This window comes from Hahella ganghwensis DSM 17046 (assembly GCF_000376785.1).
GTDB classification, from domain to species: domain Bacteria; phylum Pseudomonadota; class Gammaproteobacteria; order Pseudomonadales; family Oleiphilaceae; genus Hahella; species Hahella ganghwensis.
The window spans coordinates 79,249-98,363 of the sequence record NZ_AQXX01000136.1 but is presented as its reverse complement, the minus strand read 5'-3'; the positions used below and the strand labels follow the sequence as shown (position 1 = coordinate 98,363).

At 49.9% G+C, this 19,115-nt stretch carries 16 protein-coding genes; 5 read left to right on the top strand and 11 right to left on the bottom strand.

All coding sequences use genetic code 11. From position 1 onward, the window contains the following. Positions 1-8: 8 nt before the first annotated feature. The 5 genes from lnt to miaB are packed head-to-tail and all read right to left on the bottom strand — an operon-like array spanning position 9 to position 5,262. The gene (gene lnt, locus F566_RS33935) at positions 9-1,553 is read right to left on the bottom strand and encodes an apolipoprotein N-acyltransferase (RefSeq protein WP_020409694.1); all 1,545 of its coding nucleotides are present in this window, start codon (positions 1,551-1,553) and stop codon (positions 9-11) included. Next, the gene (locus F566_RS0124575) at positions 1,550-2,389 is read right to left on the bottom strand and encodes a CorC family transporter (protein ID WP_026180297.1); all 840 of its coding nucleotides are present in this window, start codon (positions 2,387-2,389) and stop codon (positions 1,550-1,552) included. The genes lnt and F566_RS0124575 overlap by 4 nt, the downstream gene beginning before the upstream one ends. A gap of 51 nt (positions 2,390-2,440) precedes the next feature. Beyond that, positions 2,441-2,899, bottom strand: a complete 459-nt coding sequence (gene ybeY, locus F566_RS0124570) for an rRNA maturation RNase YbeY (RefSeq protein ID WP_020409692.1) — start codon at positions 2,897-2,899, stop codon at positions 2,441-2,443. Positions 2,900-2,911: 12 nt separating this feature from the next. Further along, entirely contained in the window at positions 2,912-3,877 is a 966-nt protein-coding gene (locus tag F566_RS0124565) for a PhoH family protein (protein WP_020409691.1), read from the bottom strand. A gap of 44 nt (positions 3,878-3,921) precedes the next feature. Next, complete coding sequence (miaB, locus tag F566_RS0124560) at positions 3,922-5,262, bottom strand: tRNA (N6-isopentenyl adenosine(37)-C2)-methylthiotransferase MiaB (protein ID WP_020409690.1); 1,341 nt, start codon at positions 5,260-5,262, stop codon at positions 3,922-3,924. Between the two features lie 331 nt (positions 5,263-5,593). Between miaB and F566_RS0124555 the strand changes: the two genes are divergently transcribed. Further along, the gene (locus tag F566_RS0124555) at positions 5,594-5,917 is read left to right on the top strand and encodes a DUF1820 family protein (protein ID WP_020409689.1); all 324 of its coding nucleotides are present in this window, start codon (positions 5,594-5,596) and stop codon (positions 5,915-5,917) included. Between the two features lie 25 nt (positions 5,918-5,942). Further along, a complete protein-coding gene (trmH, locus tag F566_RS0124550) occupies positions 5,943-6,641 on the top strand; it encodes a tRNA (guanosine(18)-2'-O)-methyltransferase TrmH (protein ID WP_020409688.1) in 699 nt (232 codons plus the stop codon). Here trmH and F566_RS0124545 read toward each other — a convergent pair. After that, positions 6,633-6,959: a hypothetical protein gene (locus F566_RS0124545; protein WP_020409687.1), complete on the bottom strand. Its 327-nt coding sequence runs from the start codon at positions 6,957-6,959 to the stop codon at positions 6,633-6,635. The two genes, trmH and F566_RS0124545, sit on opposite strands and share 9 nt — an antisense overlap. Then, positions 6,950-7,939 carry a MinD/ParA family protein gene (locus F566_RS33930; RefSeq protein ID WP_020409686.1) on the bottom strand — a complete coding sequence of 330 codons (990 nt, stop codon included), beginning with the start codon at positions 7,937-7,939 and terminating at the stop codon, positions 6,950-6,952. The genes F566_RS0124545 and F566_RS33930 overlap by 10 nt, the downstream gene beginning before the upstream one ends. A 388-nt stretch (positions 7,940-8,327) precedes the next feature. Here F566_RS33930 and F566_RS0124535 point away from each other — a divergent pair, with 388 nt between their 5' ends. The 3 genes from F566_RS0124535 to F566_RS0124525 all read left to right on the top strand — a co-directional run bounded on the left by F566_RS0124535 (position 8,328) and on the right by F566_RS0124525 (position 14,166). Further along, complete coding sequence (locus F566_RS0124535) at positions 8,328-10,493, top strand: HDOD domain-containing protein (RefSeq protein ID WP_020409685.1); 2,166 nt, start codon at positions 8,328-8,330, stop codon at positions 10,491-10,493. Further along, on the top strand, positions 10,480-12,735 hold the full coding sequence (locus F566_RS0124530; protein WP_020409684.1) for an EAL domain-containing protein: 2,256 nt from the start codon (positions 10,480-10,482) through the stop codon (positions 12,733-12,735). The genes F566_RS0124535 and F566_RS0124530 overlap by 14 nt, the downstream gene beginning before the upstream one ends. A gap of 228 nt (positions 12,736-12,963) precedes the next feature. Continuing rightward, positions 12,964-14,166 (top strand): EAL domain-containing response regulator, encoded by a 1,203-nt coding sequence (locus tag F566_RS0124525; RefSeq protein WP_026180296.1) that lies wholly within the window; start codon positions 12,964-12,966, stop codon positions 14,164-14,166. Here F566_RS0124525 and F566_RS0124520 read toward each other — a convergent pair. The 4 genes from F566_RS0124520 to F566_RS0124505 all read right to left on the bottom strand — a co-directional run bounded on the left by F566_RS0124520 (position 14,148) and on the right by F566_RS0124505 (position 18,740). Beyond that, positions 14,148-15,197, bottom strand: a complete 1,050-nt coding sequence (locus tag F566_RS0124520; protein ID WP_020409682.1) for a nucleoid-associated protein — start codon at positions 15,195-15,197, stop codon at positions 14,148-14,150. The two genes, F566_RS0124525 and F566_RS0124520, sit on opposite strands and share 19 nt — an antisense overlap. 144 nt (positions 15,198-15,341) lie before the next feature. Continuing rightward, positions 15,342-16,991, bottom strand: coding sequence for a sulfate adenylyltransferase subunit CysN (gene cysN, locus F566_RS0124515; protein ID WP_020409681.1), 1,650 nt, complete (start codon positions 16,989-16,991; stop codon positions 15,342-15,344). A gap of 182 nt (positions 16,992-17,173) precedes the next feature. Beyond that, a complete protein-coding gene (gene cysD / locus F566_RS0124510; protein ID WP_020409680.1) occupies positions 17,174-18,082 on the bottom strand; it encodes a sulfate adenylyltransferase subunit CysD in 909 nt (302 codons plus the stop codon). 274 nt (positions 18,083-18,356) lie between these two features. Further along, positions 18,357-18,740: a PilZ domain-containing protein gene (locus F566_RS0124505; RefSeq protein ID WP_020409679.1), complete on the bottom strand. Its 384-nt coding sequence runs from the start codon at positions 18,738-18,740 to the stop codon at positions 18,357-18,359. Positions 18,741-19,115 lie beyond the last annotated feature (375 nt).

Here is a 19,115-nt window from a genome sequence, read left to right as displayed (position 1 = left end):
CCAGACTTCTAGCTTTCAGAAAGTTCGGCGCCAGGCGCTGCAGCGGAAGCTCGCCGAGCTGACAGGCACGCACCAGCCACAAGTAAGACACACAAGGTCAGTGTCGGCCAGGAACCAGTGATGACGAATGGGGTTTCTCCTTTGCGCAGCGCCGCCTGCCCGGTAAGTATGGTTTTCTCGAACTGTGGCGCTCGGCTGGTGATGTTGCCGAATGGATCAATGATCGCCGTGATGCCGTTATTGGTGCTGCGCAGCATATACTTCCGCGTCTCCAGTGCCCGCATTTGTGCGATCTGAAGGTGTTGGTGGGGACCAATAGATGCGCCAAACCAGCTGTCATTGCTCACGGTTACCAGCAGTTCGGCCTGTCTGGCGTAACTGGCCACGAAATCAGGATAAACGACCTCATAGCAGATAAGTGGCATCAAGCGGTGTTGACCGAATCTCAGGCTGTTCTGGTTCTTTGCTCCCTTGGCCATGTCTGACATGGGGAGATTGAAGAATTGGATCAAGCCTCTCAGTTGGCTTTCCAGGGGAACGTATTCGCCAAAAGGCACCAGTTTCTGCTTATTGTAGAGGCCTTCGCCATCACCAATTATGGCGAAACTATTGTATACGGTTGCTTCTCCGGCGTTATCGAATTCTGCACTGAGAATGCCCATCGCCAGCGTGGTGTCGCTGTTTTTGGCTCTTTGATCTAATTGGTCGATTAGATTGGCTGCCTGATGCTGAAAGAAGGGAAGTGCGGTTTCTGGCCATAGAATGAGATCACTATCCCACAGCCCCTCCGTCATCTGGAGGTATTCCTGAGTTATGCGGTTGCGATTGGCGGGAAGCCATTTCTCTTCCTGTGGTATGTTGGCTTGCACCATGCTGACAGTAAAGGTGTCGTCCAGCGGTTGGGTCCATTGTTCCGTATTTAGGGAAGCGCCGCCGGCCCATAGGGCGACCAGAGATAATATTGCTGCAGTCTGCAAGGCCCTGTTTCGATGCTGCCAACATGCGTAGGTCGCCGCCGCAGTGAGTAGTGCTATCAGCGAGACGCCATAAACGCCGACCACAGGTGCCCAGCCTGCCAGAGGGGTGTCTATGAAGGCTGTTCCCAGGTATAGCCAGGGGAAGCCCGTCAGCAGCCAGCTACGAACCCATTCGAAGAGCACCCAGACAGAGATCAATATGAGAAGTCGACCAATTTGGCTCTGTGCCCCCTTGCTTGAGGAAATCAAACGGGCAGTAAGTGCGAACTGTAGTGCCGGAAACAAGGCAATGGCGGCAACAAAGAGTGCCGTCAGGGCGACTGCCAGCGGAGCTGATGCGCCGCCATGGTCATGAATACTGACATAAACCCAGGAGACGCCTACACCGAAGAAGCCGAGACCAAAACTCCATCCCTGCAGCAGAGACTGCCTGACATTGTCGTAGGCAAATATCTGTAGCAATAGCCAGATAGCGGGAAAGGCCAATGGCCAAAGATCATAGGGCGCAAAACAAAAGGGCAGAATCGCCCCTGACAGTGCGGGAAGTATCCAATTGGTTGTCAGGCTTTTTTTCATGCGGCCCGTTGAATCTGCATCAGGCGGATCTGGCGGTTATCTGCGTTGAGAATAGTGACCTGCAAACCGTTAAACGTGACTGATTCACCACGCTTGGGGAGACGGCCGAACTGTTTCAGAACCAAACCGCCGATAGTGTCGAACTCTTCCTCGTTCAATGCGGTGGAGAAGTATTCGTTGAACTCCTCGATGGTGGTCAGTGCTTTGACGATGTACTGGTTATCTCCAGTACATTTGATCTGGCCTTCTTCGTCAAAATCGTGTTCGTCTTCGATTTCTCCGACGATCTGCTCCAGGACATCCTCAATGGTTACCAGCCCGGCAACGCCACCGTACTCATCAACCACGATGGCCATATGATTGCGGTTTTCCTTGAATTCCTTTAACAGCTGATTCAGCCGTTTACTTTCGGGAATAAACCAGGCGGGCCGCAGAATATCCTGCACTTTGCTTTTGTTCAGCTCGCTGTTGAGAGACAGGACCAACAAGTCCTTGGCGAGCAGGATGCCGATCACTTCGTCCCGTGATTCGCCGATAACCGGGTAGCGGGAGTGAGCGGACTCGATAATCTCGCTAGTGTATTCCTGCGGGCTCTGGTTGGCTTTCACCACGCTCATTTGTGCCCGGGGAATCATGATTTCACGTACCTGCATGTCGGTGACCTGCATGGCCCCCTCTATCAGGCTTAGTGCGTCGGAGTCTATGACCTTGCGGGTTTCCGCTTCCCGCATGATTTGCATTAAGTCTTCCTTGTTTTTTGGGTCACCGGAAAATGCTTGAGATAGCCGATCCAACCAGGATCGTGAAGAGTTGCTACTCGAATGGTCGTCACTCATCGATGTCTTTGTAACCTTGTCTGTTGTTCCCTGCAGGCTATGCCTTTGGATTTATAATTCATCTGCGGCATAAGGGTCGTTAAAGCCCAATTTCTGCATCAGGCTTGTTTCGAGATTTTCCATAACCTCCGCATCCTGATCAAGTATATGATCATATCCCTGCAAATGCAGCATGCCGTGGATGACCATGTGGGCCCAGTGAGCCCGTAGTGCTTTATGCTGTTCCTGAGCCTCTTTTTCAACCACCTGAGCGCAAATAACCAGATCTCCAAGTAATGGTAAGGTCACGCCAGGTGGTGCCTCAAACGGAAATGACAACACATTGGTGGGTTTGTCTTTTCCGCGATATTGATGGTTGAGCTGCCGGCTTTCTTCCTCGTCGACAATTCTGACAGTAACTTCCTGTTCATCTTCAGTCTGCAAGGCAATAGCGGCCCACTGCAGAATGTCATCCTGTTCAGGGAGTTGTTGGTTTTCAGTGGCGATCTGTAGATCGACATCGAGCGTCATATATTTTTGACCTCAGTCCTTGCTGTCGGTGTATACATCGTAGGCATCAACAATGCGTTGGACCAGTGGGTGACGAACCACGTCTTTGCTTTTGAACAGTGTGCTGCTGATTCCGGGGACGTTCTCCAGCACCTTCAATGCCTGAATCAGTCCAGACGGCATTCCTTTGGGAAGGTCCACCTGGGTGACGTCACCTGTAATCACGGCAGTTGAGCCGAATCCTATACGGGTCAGAAACATTTTCATCTGTTCAGGAGTGGTGTTCTGGCTCTCATCCAGGATGATGAAGGCGTTATTCAGCGTTCTTCCGCGCATAAAAGCCAGAGGGGCGATCTCAATCAGGCCTTTTTCCAAAAGGCGGTTGACCTGTTCGAATCCGAACATTTCATATAGCGCGTCGTATAGCGGTCTCAGATATGGGTCGACTTTCTGCGCCAGATCTCCAGGCAGAAAACCGAGCTTTTCTCCGGCTTCTACTGCAGGTCTCACCAGAAGAATTCGCTTGACCTGATCATCAGCCAGTGCCTGGGCTGCGCAGGCAACCGCCAGATAAGTCTTGCCTGTTCCCGCAGGACCGACACCAAAATTGATGTCGTGGCTGAGAATCGCTTTGACGTAATGGGTCTGATTGCCGCCTCTGGGTTTAACGTGCAGCTTAGGGGTTCTGATAACGGCACTGGAGCCCTGTATGGGGCTGTCGTCATCCTCTGCGCCGGATTCCCGGATGAACAGATGAACCGTTTCCGGCTCAATGGAGGAATTGGCTTCGGTTTCACGATACAGATGCTTGATGATCTCAAGCGCAGCATGCGTTTGCTTGGTTTCACCGTGGATGGTGACGCGATGTCCACGGTAGGCGATACGTACATGCAGTCGGCGTTCAATGAGTTTGAGGTTTTCGTCAAACTGTCCGCAGAGAGAAAGGAGCCTGACCGGATCGGCAGGCTCGAGATTGAAAGTAATATGTGGGTCCGTCAATTTGGGCCTATTATGTTAGCCTTGAGTGTATTTTAAAGGATCGCTTAGTAATCCAGGCTGTCTACCCGTTCACCTCGCAGGGAGTTGGGGTACGCTTCGGTGATTTTGATGTCGATAAAGCGACCGATAATATCCTGACTGTCGCTCTTGAAGTTAACCACACGATTGTTCTCCGTGCGACCCTGTAATTCGCCGGGATCTTTCTTGGATACACCGGTTACCAGAATGCGTTCTGTATTTCCGACCATGCGGCGGCTGATGCTTTGGGCCTGTTGCAGTATGCGCTGTTGAAGAATAGATAGACGCTCTTTCTTGGTTTCTTCACTGACGTCATCGGTCAGGTCTGAGGCCGGAGTGCCCGGACGCGCACTGTAAATGAAGCTGAATGAGTGATCAAAGCCAACTCGATTAATCAGGTTCATGGTATCTTCGAAATCCTGATCGGTTTCACCTGGGAAGCCGATAATAAAGTCCGAAGACAGACTGATTTCTGGTCGGATCTCGCGCAGACGTTCCAGTTTCTCTGCATACTCTTCTATTGTGTGCCCACGCTTCATCGCGGCAAGAATGCGGTCTGAGCCACTTTGTACCGGTAGATGCAAGTGGCTTACCAGTTCTGGGACATCGGCATACACGTCGATCAGGGAATCGGAAAACTCTACCGGATGAGACGTGGTGTAACGAATACGATCAATACCGTCGATCGCTGCCACATAGGTAATCAGTTCCGCAAGATCAATAATGTCGCCTTCATGAGTCAGACCCTGGTAGGCATTGACGTTCTGTCCCAGGAGGTTGACTTCCCGGACTCCCTGACCAGCGAGATGAACGATTTCTGCCAGAACATCATCGACCGGGCGGCTGACTTCTTCACCGCGGGTATAGGGTACGACACAGAAAGTACAGTATTTGCTGCAGCCTTCCATGATGGATACGAAGGCGGTGGCGCCTTCAGCCTTGGGCATCGGCAGTCGGTCAAATTTCTCAATTTCAGGGAAAGTGATGTCGACGACCGGGATTTTATTGCCATGTACGGTATTCACCATATCCGGCAGTCGGTGCAGGGTCTGTGGCCCGAAGACCATATCCACATAAGGAGCTCTGTCCCTGATGGCGTCCCCTTCCTGACTGGCAACACATCCACCCACCCCAATCATCAGATTGGGGTTCTTCTTTTTCAGCTCTTTCCAGCGCCCCAACTGGTGGAACACTTTTTCCTGCGCTTTTTCCCGAATGGAGCAGGTGTTCAGCAGCAGGATATCGGCTTCATCCGGATTATCGGTGATGGTGACCTGGTGGCTTTCACCCAGCAAATCCGCCATGCGAGACGAGTCATACTCGTTCATTTGACAGCCGTAGGTTTTGATAAACAGTTTTTGAGCCATTCAAGTTCACCAGAAATCAGACAATTACTACGACATCCCATAGCTTAAGAGGCTTTACCGGAACCGTGATTTCTCCCGAACTTAATGTGGGGAGAGCTCAGAGTCCGTATGGGACGTCCACTAAAAAGGACCGCGTATTATACGGATTTCCCGTTAGGGAGTGTAGGGGATTTTAACGGAAAAGTGGTTAAAAAGTCGCCATCCTGGAAATTCCCGACTAGGTTTATTTCACCAGGATTGTGCTATTATCGCGCACCTTCGTAGCACGCAGTTTTAATCTGCTGGAATTGATTGCTACAGACGTGTCTCACTTGCTAGATGTTGGATATCCATGACACAAAAAACGATTTATCGGGTTATATATATAAACGAAGACGAGATATACGAATTGTATGCCAGCAAGGTATATAACAGTGATCTGTATGGTTTCATCGAAGTGGAAACCTGGTTGTTTGGAGAACGCTCCCAATTGTTGGTTGATCCGGGTGAGGAAAAGCTGAAGAACGAGTTTGCCGGTGTCAAACGTTCCTATATTCCCATGACGTCTGTGATTCGTATCGATGAGGTTGAACAGCAGGGTGCTGCCAAAGTCAGTAACGCCAAGGGCGGCACCGTGGCGAGTTTTCCACGACCACCTGTCAAGACGGATAAGTAACACCAGCCTTTATTGTTAACGTTGAATGATTAATCCATCCCGGTTTCATAAATTCAGGCAGGTGCTGGATCAGCGCCAGCCTGACCTTCGTGTTATTGCTGAAAAAGTCCATAAACCGCACAATATTGCGGCGGTTATGCGTAGTGCCGATGCTGTGGGGGTGGCGCACCTTCATATGGTGTGGCCCTGGGAGCATGACCGATTCCCCAAGGGAACCTCCAAAGGTAGCGAGCGTTATGTCGAACTACATCGCCATGCCGACACGGCCGAGCCGGTTCAGAAGCTAAAATCACAGGGATATAGGGTCTATGCCGCCCATTTTTCCGAGCGGGCGGTGGACTACCGAAAACTGGACTATGTTGAGCCATGTGCCCTGTTGGTGGGGGCTGAAAAGCATGGCGTCAGCCAGGAGGCGGCAGATCTGGCGGATGAGCATGTCATTATTCCGATGCGGGGAATGGTGGCGTCATTCAATGTGTCAGTTGCTGCTGCGATCATTCTGGAGGAGGCTCATCGGCAGAGAGATATTGCGGGTTATTATAACCAGCAGAGACTATCGAGTGAGGAATATCACTGGTTCTTGTTCCGTTGGACGCACCCGGTCTTTGCTGCCAAATGCGATTTGATTGGAGAAGCCTATCCCCCCATGGATGAGGCTGGGGCGGTACTGGCGCCACCTGAGTGGTGGGAGAGGATGCGACAAATCGTTGCCGGTTCAGTCTGAGTTTTTTGCCAGTGAGGCATAACGAATCGACTCCAGAAGATTGTTCAACGTCTGCTGGGATGACGATTGCCTGATTTTTTGAATCAGACGCTCCTGATCACCGAAGCCACTTTCATCATAGCCATGCTTCTCTTCTGACGACAGGGCCGGATCCTCTGGCTTTCCTGCAATCTGCTCGGCCCTCAGTAACAACCGGATTTTCTGTTCATCCTTCAGGTCAGCGGGATTCAGAGTATGTAATAGGGAAAGTGCCAGATCTGCTGAGGAAGCTCCCAGGGAACCCTGAAAGGCCGAAAGACATGAGCGGATCAGCTCCAATACCTGCTCTGGGGTGGTGTCGGAGCGGGAAACAAAGTCTGATACACCCGTTCTGATGTTTTGCCAGCGTGTTTCAGGATCATCTGCCTGAACAGGGGGGGGGATGGCTTTGGTTTCCTGCCGGCACTGTGTTGAATCAGACGTTGCCAGTAAGCGGCAAAAGAATGTTGAGAAATGTTCTCCTGGTCAAAGATTTCGGTCAATCGCTGCGCCAGTCTGTAAAAAGTGCGGCACGAAGGATCTGAAGCAGGGAGGAGTGTCACCGGGTGTTGTCTGGAAACGGCCTCACGCATACTGGGATCTGTCCACACTGAACCCATAAATTCCGTCGTCAGACCCAGATACTTGTCTACGGCAGCTTCAAACCGTCGATAGATTCTACCTGCAGATCGCGCATCCTGCGCCATATTGAGAATGACCTGAACACCTCGTTTATAGCCGCGCCTTTTGAGTGCCTTCAGGAGTGAAAACGCATCTGTCAGTGATGTGGGTTCGGGAGTTATAACGACCGTTGCCAGTTGCGCTGCGCCGATAAAATGCATGACGTTCGGTGCGATCCCGGCTGCGGTATCGATAATAATGTATTCAAACTTTGGTTCCATGGACTGTAACGCGGAGATCAGCAGGCGCTGTTGCTGATGCTCCCAGTCAACACAGTGCACAAAGCCGGAGGCTCCGGGAACAATCTTTATTCCTTTGGGGCCGTCGAGCAGAATCTCGTTCAGTGTTTTCTCGCCGGAGAGAAGGTGTTCCAGTGTGTATTGGGGAGTGAGTCCCAGCATGATGTTGACATTGGCAAGGCTCATGTCGGCATCGAACAGGCAGACCTTTGAGGATGTTCGTGCCAGCGCAATCGCCAGGTTGACGGAAATGCTGGTTTTACCCACTCCGCCTTTTCCGCTGGTAACGGCAATGACTCTTGGGTGACTTTTGGGGGTATCTGACACTTTCGGTGTGGGATACTTGCGCTCTACAGTCAAGAAAGTTGCTCCGAATATTGTCGTTAGGCAGCAGGCTTCCTTGCTTGGTTTTCAATTAACCAGGTGTCCACGGTAAACGGCAGAGGATAGCGTGTATTGACCAAAATTCAGCCGGTTAAATATCAACAATTGTAAAATGCCGTTAAGACAAAACGAAATCACACGTTTATGGCGGCGAGGCCTATGCAGAGATGACCAGACGTAGTAATCTTCTGCTACCCTGAAAATAAAGTAATATCAATCACCAATTTGGGCTATTTTAAGCATGCTGTCTAACAATTCCGATGAATGATGATTCGGCGTTGACAGCAAATAATAAAATCAGGCCTTTGGTCTGGTGAAGTCATTTTCGCCTGAACCTAAACAGGGTTTATTGTGGACTTATTTTATGACAAGTCGTTACGATCTTCTGTTTGAAGAGCTGAAAGTCAATAAGCTACCGACGCTACCACATGTGCTGACTGAAATTCTGGATGGCTGTCTTGATTCATCATTCAACTTCAAGCAGATTTCGGACATTATCAGCCGCGATTCCGTAATGGCGGCTAAAGTGGTTGCAGTTGCCAACTCACCGACCTATCTGTGTCAGAATAGTGCGACATCTGTCGATCGTGCCCTTCTTGTGATTGGAACAGAGCGCATCAAAACGATCGCTATCACGGTTTCCATTCAGCAATTCTTTTCCGAGTTTAATACCAGCCAGACTCAGTATCTTAAATCCTTCTGGAGCAATTCCCTGACCACGGCGCTATATGCCAAAGCGATTGCCACGCTGACGAGTTATCCTCATCCGGAGCATGCTTACCTGATTGGTTTACTGCACAACATCGGTGAGCTGGTGCTCAAAAATAATTTCCCTGACGAGTTATCGGAACTCAGGCTCAGTGGTCAGGAAATCAAACGATGGCTTCAATTCGAAACTGATACATTTGGTATGAATCAGGCTGAGGTGGGGGGCTGGTTGATGACTCGGTGGGGGCAGGGGGATTTTGCTGCCGCAGCAGTCAAATATCACCGGGCGCCGGTGTCTCTGGTGTTGGATGCGCACCATCTTGTCAAGGTGATACATCTGGCAAGCCATCTTTGCACGGACGATGCCGGACCGGGTAGCTCCGCCCTGGATTCTGCTGAGAGGCTGTTTGGACTAACGCCCGCTCTGGTGGAAGAGATCCAGCATCGAATCCGGCGTGAAGTTTTGTCAGTCGCTCAATCTCTGCAAATTGAACTGACCTCCGATGCTGAGCATGATTCCGGAAATGAAAGCGACGAGCATAAACGAATCATGCTGGCCAAGCATATACGGGCTCTGAGTTTAGTCAGATCCGCTCAACAGCATCTGGAAACGGCAATGTCTCGTCAGCAGTTACACCAAGCCATTGAAGAGGTGGCGTATCTGCTGTTTGGCTATCCGGCCGTTCGAATATTACTGTCCGACGGTGAATGTCTCAGGTTCTGGGAGGGAGGCGGAGAGGAGTCACTGATCCAGACGGCCAGTGGTAACTCCCAGAATGATCGCCACATTGATCTGAAAGTTCCCTTGGAAAACGAGCGTAGCCTGATTGCCACGGCGGCGCTGCAAAACAAAGTACTCTCTTCATCTGACTGGCGTGAAACCACAGGTGAGCTCCCAGTGTTTGATCAACACTTTCTATCGATGATGCAGACAACCGACATGGTTTGCGTACCAATGCATAGCGAGGGAACGCTGGTTGGCGTGCTGGTGCTGGGATCAGCCAGGACTCCTGAGCACTCTCTGTCGTTGAATCGGGTTCTCAGGCTGTTTGCCGATGCTGCGGGAAGCCGTAGCCTGGCCGTTATAAAGGTTGCAGAAAAAGTGACCCGCGAAATGGCGGAGGAGGACTTGCAACTGAGACTTCGGGAAATTGCTCACGAAGCCAACAACCCGCTGGCGATCGTTCGGAATTACCTGGAAATCCTGTCAGCAAGATTATCTGACCAGGGGATAGACCAGCAGGAATTGGACATTATTCGTGAGGAGATTGATCGTGCCGGCCAGATTCTAATGCGGCTGCGGGATCTTCGGGAGCCGGAAGAAAATACGACTGATGCCCTGGATATCAATCGTGAAATTCGGGAATTAGTCAAATTATTCTCGTCTTCAATTTTTATTAGCCACGGTATTGATTGTGACGTCGAGCTGGATGAGGAGCTGTCGTTACAGCATGGGCAACGGCAGTACCTTCGACAGGTATTAGTCAACCTGATCAAGAACGCTGTGGAAGCCATGTCTGAGGGGGGAAGTCTGACGATTTACACAGATCATCAGGTTAATGTCAATGGAAGGAATTATATTGAAATAGTAATCAAGGATACTGGTCCCGGTCTGCCGGAAGGGATTCTCTCCAACTTGTTTGAGCCCGGCAAAACCACCAAAGGTGAAGGCCATTCGGGGCTTGGGCTCAGCATATCAAGGAATCTGGTGAATGAGATGAAGGGCAGTATCAGTTGTCGTAGCAGTCGACAGGGCACTGAGTTTGAAATTCTCCTTCCTGCCAGGCCGGTCTCCGGTGGAGAGGGCGATGATGAGCAGTGACGGTCGTCGTGATCAAATTAGAGAATCCAGAAAAATGTTAAAGGACCCTAGCGCCATAGATTCACGCAGGCAAGCCAGAATACTTGTCGTGGATGATGAGCCGCGGATGCTGGACAGCTTACAGATGTTGCTCACACGTATGGGATACGAGGCTGATACTGCCTCCGGCGGCAAACCTGCCTGTCAAATGCTGGCCAAGCGACAATACGATCTGGCGTTGCTGGACCTGCGTATGGATGATCTGAATGGGCATCAGGTGATGCGCTTTATGGCTGACCGCGATATTGCGACCTCTATTGTCGTCGTCAGTGGCGAGACTACATTTACTTCTGTCAGTACCGCTTTGCGAAGAGGTGCTGAGGATTACATAAAGAAACCCTTTGCTCCTGAAGAGTTGAGCACCACGATTGCACGGGTTTTGCTAAAGCGCCAGATGGAGCGGGAACACATCATGTTGCATGAGCGATTGCAAAAATCGAGTGTTCTGCATCGCTATATTGTGAACAGCTCTCCGGATATTGTTTTCATGTTGGATAGGGAAGGGTGCTTTACCTTTGTCAATAATAAGGCGGAAGCACTTCTGGGTTATCACCGGAAGGACCTGGTAGGTAAGCACTTCCGTAATGTGCTGGAACCTGATGAGCTGGCCAGGTTAAAAGAAAGCACCCGGGGGTTTGATAAAGGGAACTGTACTATCCGGAATATTGAAATCGATATCCGGCCACGTGGCGATAAACATGCCACCCGTCACTTCGAATTGACAGTGTTTCCCATTACTCGGGGTACTTTTTCTACCGGAGGGGAGGCACAGAAAAATGCCATGTTGGCCGATAAATCAACTCATCAGGCCCTGGATTCCCAGGATTTCATCGGTATTTATGGAACGGCAAGGGATATTACCGAAAGGAAGGAAGCGGAAGACTTTATCAATTTTCAGGCATATCACGATCTACTGACCCGCTTGCCTAACCGGGCACTGTTTAAAGATCGTCTGAATATGGCTATCGCACAGTGTCGTCGGCGTCAGAACCGACTGGCAGTACTTTTCCTGGATCTGGATCGGTTTAAGGTTGTGAATGATACGCTCGGACATGCCATGGGTGACAGACTTCTGCAGTCTGTGGCGCTTCGTCTGCAGAAGTGCTTAAGGGAGGGCGACACGTTATCTCGTTTTGGTGGTGATGAATTTGTTCTGCTGCTACCTGAAATCAGTGGCCGGGAAGATGCACGCCAGGTGGCCCGCAAGGTGATCAATGTCTTGAAAGAGCCTTTCATGCTTGCGGAGCATGAAGCTTTTGTCGGTGTGAGTGTCGGGATTGCGGTGTTTCCTGAAGCCGGTACCAATATGGAGCAGTTGATTCAAAATGCTGATATTGCCATGTATCACGTGAAGGGGCGTGGCAAAGAGGGTTACCAATTCTTTTCGGACTCTATGGTCGTGAATGCCAGTAATCGTCTTGAAATTGAGCGCGATATGCGTAAAGCACTTGATAATGGGGAGTTCCGGGTTTATTACCAGCCGCAGATCAGCTCTACCACAGGTGAAATTATCGGTGTGGAGGCTCTGGTAAGATGGCATCACCCGACTCGTGGGATATTGTATCCCGGGCAGTTCATTCCGTTGGCGGAAGAGACCAGGCTGATCGTGGACATCAGTGAATGGGTATTGCGAAACGCCTGCATTGAGGTCAAGAGATGGCTTGATGGTGGCTATGGCAATATTCGACTGGCGGTGAACTTTGCTATGGCGCAGATTGAGCATCCGCAGTTCGTTCCTATGCTTACTAGTATGCTGGAGGAATTGCAGTTCCCCCCTGAGAACCTTGAGATCGAGTTGACCGAAAACATGATCATGACAGATCTGGATTCTCTGGTTGGAAAGTTGCGGGAAATTGCCGGTTATGGAGTCACGATTGCCATTGATGATTTTGGGACAGGATACTCGTCATTAAGCTGCCTTAACCGATTGCCAATCAATACCTTGAAAGTAGACAAGACTTTTGTCCAGGATATCCAGGACAACGATGAAGCATGTATCGTCAATGCCATTATCTCGATGGCTCATGGACTTAAGCTAAATATTGTGGCGGAAGGGGTTGAGACCTCGACTCAGTTGGAGTATCTGAAGAAACTGGGATGCCAGGAAATCCAGGGATTCTATTTCTCAGAGGCTAGACCGGCTGATGAAGCCGTTCAAATGATCGCTCAGCGGTTTCACAAGAAAGCAGATGCCACAACGTGAATCGGTCGGAGGCTTCTGCGCTCCCTGTTCAACGCTTATTGGGTCTGTCATGGACACTTGTTACAACCATATTAGTTGATGTTGTTCCGTTTTCCGCACGGTCAGGCATGACATTTCGTGGACAGAGAACTATTCTTTTCACAGAGATAAGCTTTTCATAGAGAAACAAGGCTGGGTTCATCGGACCCCATCTTAAGTTTGAGAATAATGACACGCTAGGGGACGCATGTGCTATCGCACTTAAAGGTTCTCGTGGTCGATGATGACCCAACACTTCTAAAAGTCATGGAGCACCAGTTAGGCCGGATTGGCGTGGCTGGAGTGACGACCACTTCCAGTAGCAAGTCTGCGCTTGATCTGATCAAATCCGGCGAAACAGAGCCTGATATACTCCTTTGTGATCTTCGTATGCCCCAATTGGATGGCCCCTCCTTTCTGAATGAGCTCGCAGCGATCAGGTTCAAGGGCGGGATTATTATTATCAGTGGTGAAGATCAGCGAGTGCTTGATACCGTTCATCACCTAGCTGAATCCCAATCCCTGAAAATGATTGGTCGACTGAAAAAGCCTATTCAGCTAAAAGACCTGAAATCCCTGTTGCTGGGTAAAGAAACCCAACACTATGAAGAATCCTCAACACCTATAGCCTTACGCCCACTTTCACCGGAGCGGGTGGAAGCGGAATTGGAGAGTTCGCTTCGTCCCTTTTATCAGCCCAAATGGGATGTCCGGCGCCAGAGGGTGACCGGTGTGGAAGTGCTGGCCCGCTGGAAAGATAGTACGCGTGGGTATCTGGCGCCTTTCTTCTTTATTCCTGTAGCAGAAGAATACGGGTTGATGGATAAGCTGACTTTTCAACTGTTGATGCTGGTGCTGCAGGATATCAAGCGCCTTGAAGCAAATTGGCCTGATTTTCACTATGCGATCAACTTTTCAGTAGAAACCCTGGAAGATCGGGAGTTGCCAAACCTGCTTGAGCAACTGTTACTGAAATACGGCGTTTCACCTTCGCAAATTACGCTGGAAGTCACGGAATCGCGAATTTCCCGACGTAGGAGTAATATGCTGGAAGTGCTTACCCGTTTGCACTTGCTTGGTTTTTCCCTGTCGATTGATGACTTTGGTACCGGTTATTCTTCTCTGGACCGCTTGAAGGAAATCCCGTTCAGTGAGCTGAAAATCGACCGGGGATTTGTCAGTGAGGTCACCACCAGCCACTCCCATGGTGGGGCCATTGTGCGGTCATCCATTCAATTGGCGCGTGATTTCAATATGAAAGTAGTCGCTGAGGGGGTGGAAACCCGAGATGTCTTTGACTGTGTCGCTGATATCGGGTGCGATACCATTCAGGGTTACTTTATTGCACGACCCATGGGGATTGAGGATTTTATCAAATGGCTGGAGGCCGGGTTTCAGCCCCCTGACTCCTGATTTTCGTATTCATCTCCCTGTTGGTTCAGGTAGCGTTTCAACTGGGCTTTGAGCGCTTTGGGGATGTCCGTAATAATCAGCGCATCTTTACTGTCATCGTAAATAATACTTTCATTGATGACATCTGATGAAAATGACAGGCTTACCCCATGGCCGCGACCGGCAAATCTTACTAATTGCTTTAATTTGCGGCTGTCCGGACGCATTGTGGTTGGGGTTTCTGGCAGGTTTTCACGAATAAACTGGGAAAATCGCTCTGGTTGCTGCTCATCAATGTTGAGTGATAACTCATCAAGCTCTACCGCTTCACCCATCTTTTCCTGATCCTGACAAAACTCTACGGCTTTCTTCTTAAACTGTGCCGCGGTTTTTGCGTCCAGCTGTTCGGTAAATCGCTCAATACCGGTCAGCATGGCCTCAGTCTGTTTGGCTGTGTCGACCAGGCTGGCAAACCCAAAGGCGTGGCAGGCGGCTTCTCCCAGTTTTCGCATGCTTTTTTGCAGGTATACAGTAACTGCATCTTCATTGTTTTCCGTGTTTGCCTGATCGAATAGTGGCCCCAGTTCAATGCGGATGCCAAAGCTCATGCCCTGTGGGTCCAGGTGCTCAATCGGTTCCAGTGTCAGGTCTGAGGTGATCGCCTGGGTCACGCTGCTTTCAATCATAAAGAGAAATAGATTGCGTGCATCGCCCTGTTGGTCGTGTATCCACATTAAGTAGCTTTGAGTAATCTGAGGAACCGGGTCTAGTCGTTCCTTGATGGCCCCTAATGCGTTCTTGGTCAGGCTTGAGAACGGCAGTTTTCCTTCGTACCATTCCTTGATCCAGGGACCAATGACAGTGTGTTCGGCCTGCATATGCAATTTCCCAAACCCCTTGCCGGCTTTGCCTGCGAACAGTCGGCGCAGCGTGTGGTAAACCGAATCAACGTCGGCGTTGGAGGAGGGGAGGCTTTCTGGAGTTTTAATTTGGCAGGGTTCTTCTTCTGCGAATTTTTCCAGTGTTTGAATGCATAGCTCGCGAATAGCCATGAATGCTCCTCAGTAGGGGGTTGGTACGAAAGACGGTGATTGTAAATCTTTCCGCCAGTCAGACAAGGTGTGGATCGCTTTTTCCGCTGAAAATAAAAGAAGCCCGGTGATGCCGGGCTTCTTTGTTGCGAGGCTTGATACCGGTTACTTCAGGAAGTGGCCTTTGCGCAGCTCACCGATAATCTGCCCCAATGCCTTGGAAACACTGGCTTCATTGTCGGCACTGGCGGTCGCTACAGGCGTAATATCCGCAACATCCTGGCTTAGAATCACGAGCAGGCCAGCCTGTGTGAGAGCCCTGATGGTCTCAGGTGTGACAGGTTGCTCAATGGCGACGACGGCACATCCACGTTCAAACAGATTACGTTCCAGTGCGTGGGCAAGCTTGTCTACCGCTTGTCCTGATACACTGATGACGCCAGGTTTGTGACCGTTCCGTGCTTCTCTCTCTGCTTCACTGACAGGATTGAAAGCGGTGATGTCGGCATCGTCTACTGCTTCTTCGATCATGCCGGCGCCAATCGTGACGTTAGTCAGGCGATCAACAATGATAAAGGCCCCTGTAGCACGGTTTCGGCTGTAGGGGTCGAATGCCAGTGGCTGGTTCAGCGTGACTTCACACAGTCCGATTTCGTTCAGGTTCAGCCTGTCACTGGTTGACTCTTCCATGGTGTTGACATCAATAAGATGGTGAATCTTGCTGACTGAGCCTGTTGCCAGTGTGGTCGCCTGTTTGATGTAGTACTGACGGCCGGGAAGCATTGCATCTTCGTTCATCCACACAATGTGAGCCTGAAACCGATTGGAAACGGGCGGGACATTGTCCGGCTTGACCAGGGTATCACCTCGGCTGATGTCGATTTCATCAGCCAGGGTCAGAGTAACGGCTTGATCAATAAAGGCTTCTTCGAGGTCTCCGTCAAAGGTCACAATAGATTCGACGGTGCTGGTTTTTCTGCTGGGCAGTACCATGACCTCGTCACCTTTGCGAATAATGCCGGAAGCGATGGTGCCGCTATAGCCTCGGAAGTCCAGGTTTGGCCGGTTAACATACTGTACCGGCAGGCGGAAATCGCTGACATTTTTGTCTTTGGCTGTTTCTACGGTTTCCAGAATTTCCATCAAAGGCTTGTCTGTGTACCAGGACATCTTGTCAGAGTTAGTCACCACGTTGTCGCCATCCAGTGCAGAGATGGGGACGAATTTCAGGTCATTTAGAGTGATGCCTTTGGAGAATTCCAGGTAATCCTGCTTGATTTCCTCGTACCGCTCCTGACTGTAGTCGACCAGGTCCATTTTGTTGATGGCGACCAGGATGTGTTCAATACCCAGCAAAGAGGCAATAAAACTGTGGCGCTTTGTTTGTGTCAATACGCCGTGACGGGCATCAATCAGAATAATTGCCAGTTGAGCCGTAGAGGCACCGGTGGCCATATTACGCGTGTACTGTTCGTGCCCTGGGGTATCTGCAATGATGAATTTACGCTTGGCAGTTGAGAAGTAGCGGTAGGCCACGTCAATCGTGATGCCCTGTTCGCGCTCAGCCTGCAGTCCGTCCACCAGCAGTGACAGGTCGAGTTTCTCGCCTGCATTGCCACCTTTGGCACTGTCTTTTTTGATAGCTTCCAACTGATCTTCATAGATCATTTTGGAGTCATGAAGAAGTCGCCCGATAAGGGTACTTTTACCGTCATCCACGCTTCCGCAAGTTAACAGGCGAAGCAGCTCCTTGTGTTCATGCTGCTTGAGGTATTCGAGAATATCTTCACTGATCAGATTAGATTGATGTGACATAGCCTTGATTCTGGTTCCTGATTCTTTAGCCCAACATTATGTCCAGGTGCCTGTATTGCCTTGGCGCCTGTGGCCAAACTTACCGACACTCTGATATGGCGTTCCCTGATAATTGCCTGGAACTGACACCAGAGTGTTGGCAAATGAATGTTTTGCTACTTAAGCATAAGCAGCCATTAAGGTTAAAAGTAACCCTCGCGCTTTTTCTGCTCCATGGAGCCGGCCTGGTCATGGTCGATAACGCGACCCTGGCGCTCTGAACTGGTAGTGAGGAGCATTTCCTGAATGATTTCCGGTAGGGTGTCAGCAGTAGATTCAACTGCCCCGGTCAGAGGGTAGCAACCAAGCGTTCTGAAGCGAACGTCTTTCATCATTGGCGTTTCGCCCTCTTTAAGAGGCATGCGATCGTCATCCACCATGATCAATACACCGTCTCGTTCAACCACTGGGCGTTTGGCTGAGTAGTAAAGAGGTACGATCTCAATGTTTTCCAGGTAAATGTATTGCCAGATATCCAGCTCAGTCCAGTTGGACAGCGGGAAGACGCGAATACTTTCGCCTTTATTAATCTTGCCGTTATAAATATTCCATAGTTCCGGGCGCTGATTTTTAGGGTCCCAGCGATGGTTGTTGTCACGGAAGGAGTAAACCCGCTCTTTGGCGCGGGATTTTTCTTCGTCACGACGGGCTCCACCGAAGGCTGCATCAAACTGGTATTTATTTAGTGCCTGCTTCAGTGATTCGGTCTTCATGACGTCTGTATGTTTGGCACTGCCATGAGTGAAAGGGCCAATGCCCTGACGAACGCCATCTTCATTAATGTGGACAATCAAGTCCAGACCGAACTTTTCTGCCTGACGATCACGGAACTCGATCATCTCCCGAAACTTCCAGGTGGTATCGACATGCATCAACGGAAAGGGTGGTTTGCCCGGGTAGAAAGCTTTACGTGCCAGGTGAAGCATTACCGAGGAGTCTTTCCCGATAGAGTAGAGCATCACAGGACGTTCGAACTCGGCAGCCACTTCACGAATTATGTGAATGCTTTCTGCTTCGAGCTGTTTGAGGTGAGTCAGATTAAAATCAGTCATCTTCTATATAGTATCCGTTGAAGTTTCCGCTTATTGTCCAAATGGAGTTCTTCGCTGCTGGAGTCAAAGCGCGCCCATAATTTAAACAGTGCGCTAATATACCAAAAATAGACTTATTATAAGAAGGGGGGTTTTTAGAATGGTTTGGTATAGATATATGATTTTATAGGTCAAAGCGGTCACTGCAGGCGATCAAAGCGCCATGATCCTGCAGGAAGTTGATTGCTGTATAGGTGGATGTGTAGTTATTATGAATTCGATATTTGTAAAAATATCAAACTCTTAGCTTGTTTTCATTGACATAGGTGTTCAACAGTTTTGCCTGCTGGGGTGTCGGAGTCTTGAATTGGAGGCCTATGGTGAACTTATCGCGGGATAGCCTTCTCGTGTAGACCATCAGCATCTCCATCGATAGAGCGACGAGTCCTTCATCGTCCAGTGGCAGTGAAAAGTCAACGGTGACGCACCCAGGTTGAAGTGGTGCGAAGCTCAGCGCATTTGGCATGAGGAGTTCCAGGGTGGCGCGGTCGCAGGAAATCATCAGTCCCGCACGGGAGACATTGACAATGTCTGCTTCAAGTTGGTCTCCATTGCTGGTGCGAAGATGGGCGATGAAATCAGCCGGAACTCTGAAATGGTGTCTGAGATTCTTTTGCATTAGCTTATGGTTACCTGTTAACAACAGTGCTACTCCTTTACCAAAAATATTTCTGCACCTGGAGTGGTGAGAAAGGCGACTGGCCTGTCAGCACTTTAATCAGTTAGCAAAGCATACTGATAATCGACTTTATTATTACTAGTTTATCAGCTTGAAATTGATCTGTTTTTGATCTTGTTGGCACATTTTGCGCCGATTTGGGTGAGATGTGTAGTATTTTTGTTACGTTATTTTGCAATTTGGTGTGTCTGAAATGTTATTCACGTCAAATGATCAACGCACTGTCCTGATTAGCCGTTAAGTGTCAAATCGAGTGTTGCATTCAATGGGATTGCTTACCTGTTTAATTTGGTCGTCATTGGGTAGAATAGCGGC